The following is a 1269-nucleotide window of genomic DNA, read 5'->3' on the forward strand; positions in this document are numbered from 1 at the left end:
TGACCAGCCCCCACGAGGGGGTCCGGGCGGATTTTTAGTGGAGCATGGCTACTGCTTGGCCTGAGCTGTTGGATAGGGCCGCGGCGGGGGGCGGCGGATTTGATGGCAGGAGCACCTCGGGTGCGGGCGGGCGGTAGCGCAGCGAGGCATGCGGACGGATGGTGTTGTAGTGCCGTCGCCAATGCTCGATCAGGACCTTGGCTTCGGTTAGGGTGTTGAACACCTCGGCGTTCAGCAGCTCGTCCCTGAGCTTGCCGTTGAAGCTCTCCACGTAGCCGTTCTCCCAGGGGCTGCCGGGCTCGATGAACGCCGTCTTGGCACCCACGCCAGTGATCCAGCTTTTCACGGCTGTGGCTGCGAACTCGGGCCCGTTGTCTGAACGAACATGGCCCGGCGTGCCGCGCAGGATGAACAGCTCGGAGAGGACGTCGATGACGTCGGCTGACTTGAGCTTGCGGCCCACGCGGATGGCCAGACACTCGCGGGTGTACTCGTCCACGACGTTCAGCATGCGGAACCTGCGCCCATCCCGGGTGCGGTCCTCCACGAAGTCATAAGCCCAGACATGGTTCGGCCGCTCCGGCCGCAGCCGCACGCAGGAGCCGTCAGCCAGCCACAGCCGCCCCCGCTTGGCCTGCCGGGAGGGCACCTTCAGACCTTCCGCCCGCCAGATCCGCTCCACCCGCTTGTGGTTACAGGACCAGCCCTCAGCCCTGAGCAGGGCCGTGATCCGCCGATACCCGTAGCGCCCATACCGCCGGGCCAGGCTGATGATGTTCTCCGTCAGCGCCGCTTCGTCGTCAGCTACCCTGGGTACCTTGCGCTGCACCGAGCGGTGCTGCCCCAGTACCCGGCAGGCAAACCGCTCCGAGACGCCCAGCTTGCCCGTGACATGCTCAACGCAGCTCCGACGACGCGCGGCGCTCACCAGTTTCCCGAGGCGGCTTCCTTCAGCACCAGCTTTTCCAGGGTGAGGTCCGCCACCGCTTTGCGGAGCCTGCCGTTCTCCTGCTCAAGCTGCCTGAGGCGCTTCACCTGATCCAACTTCAGGCCGCCATACTCGCTCCGCCAGCGATAGTAGGTCTGCTCGGTCACCCCGATCGTGCGCACCGCTTCAGCGGCCGTCTTGCCCTGTGCCAGCAGCACCTCAACCTGACGCAGCTTGGCAACGATCTCTTCCGGCTTGTGGTGCTTCCTTGCCATCCCGACACCCTCCACGGTTCCGCCGGCCTCACCTTACCGGCGGATCGCTTCTACGGGGTCAGGTCA

1 protein-coding gene is annotated in these 1269 nt (G+C 66.0%); it reads right to left on the reverse strand.

Annotation, left to right across the window (positions count from 1 at the left end; translation table 11 throughout):
• Positions 1-34: 34 nt before the first annotated feature.
• A protein-coding gene (locus J8J14_RS24755; RefSeq protein ID WP_209382204.1) for an IS3 family transposase occupies positions 35-1203 on the reverse strand; the annotation gives its coding sequence in 2 pieces (ribosomal slippage) (positions 35-939 and positions 939-1203; 1170 coding nt in all).
• Positions 1204-1269: the final 66 nt, after the last annotated feature.

The sequence above is a fragment of the Pararoseomonas baculiformis genome (assembly GCF_017813395.1).
Classification (GTDB): domain Bacteria; phylum Pseudomonadota; class Alphaproteobacteria; order Acetobacterales; family Acetobacteraceae; genus Roseomonas; species Roseomonas baculiformis.